This window comes from Mesorhizobium sp. M7A.F.Ca.CA.004.06.1.1 (assembly GCF_003999135.1).
GTDB lineage: Bacteria > Pseudomonadota > Alphaproteobacteria > Rhizobiales > Rhizobiaceae > Mesorhizobium.
Window position 1 is genome coordinate 1 of record NZ_RZPQ01001227.1, and the last position, 1,003, is coordinate 1,003.

Here is a 1,003-nt window from a genome sequence, read left to right on the forward strand (position 1 = left end):
CTGGCGGAGGTGAAGGCGACGTTCCACAACATCTTTGCCCATCCGTTCTGGCTCTATGATCCGGCGACCGCGACAGAGGCTTTTCGCGCCCAGGCGCGGCTGGACGGAAATCTGCTCCATGTCGACACGGACTGGGACCTGAGCCCCGTCCGCCGCGACCTGCTGGAGGTCAAGGCGACAGCGCTGTGGCGGCCATTGCTGCTGGAGCTCAAACGGCGCGGCATGCTGCCGGCCGATTGGCGCGCGGTGCTGCGGGCCGGTCTTTTCCTGTCGCCGACGCTGGTCATGAACCTGCGGGCCGGCGCGCGCAGCCATACGCGGGTCTCCTCCCTCATTGCCTTCTCAGTCGCGGTCATGGTCGGCAGCGAACCCGTTGCCGGAGCCGATCGGGTGACGGGTTTCCTCGATCGGATCGATCCGGAAAAGCGTGAAAATTGAGTCTTTCCAACTTGTATATGCATGTATGTATTTTAGCCTTGACATCCGCTCCCGCTGACGCTGAAATATCCTCGCACTTCACCATGAAGTGGCAGGTAAGACGCCGAGGCACAGTGCCGCAAGAGCAGAAACCCGCAGTCTCACCAGACCGGCTGCCTGGGTTAGAAAAAGCGGTCTGATCATCAAGGGGAACAAAGATGATGCGTAACCTAACAGGACAATTTCGCGCGCTCGTGATGGCCGCCGCCATCGGGCTGGCCGCCGCCCCGGCAGCCTACGCAGCCGATGCGGCCATTCCCACCACGCCCGAGGCAGGAGCGTTCAAGATCGGGATCGAGCCCTGGCTCGGCTATGGCCAATGGCATGTCGCCGAGGCCAAGGGCCTGTTCAAGACGAACGGGCTGAGCGACGTCCAGATCGTTAATTTCGCCGAGGACAAGGACATCAATGCAGCACTTGCAAGCGGCCAGCTCGACGCCGCCAACATCGCCACCCACACGGCGATGGGCATGGTCGCGGCCGGCCTTCCGGTGAAGATCGTGCTGCTGCTCGACGTCTCCATGAC

At 62.4% G+C, this 1,003-nt stretch carries 1 protein-coding gene and 1 pseudogene; both read left to right on the top strand.

Annotated elements, in window-relative coordinates; translation table 11 throughout:
• Positions 1 to 438, top strand: a pseudogene (locus EN906_RS35350) (hypothetical protein); the annotation flags it as partial.
• Positions 439 to 638: 200 nt separating this feature from the next.
• The coding region (locus tag EN906_RS35355) for an ABC transporter substrate-binding protein (RefSeq protein WP_164777665.1) at positions 639 to 1,003 on the top strand (365 nt) is incomplete at its 3' end.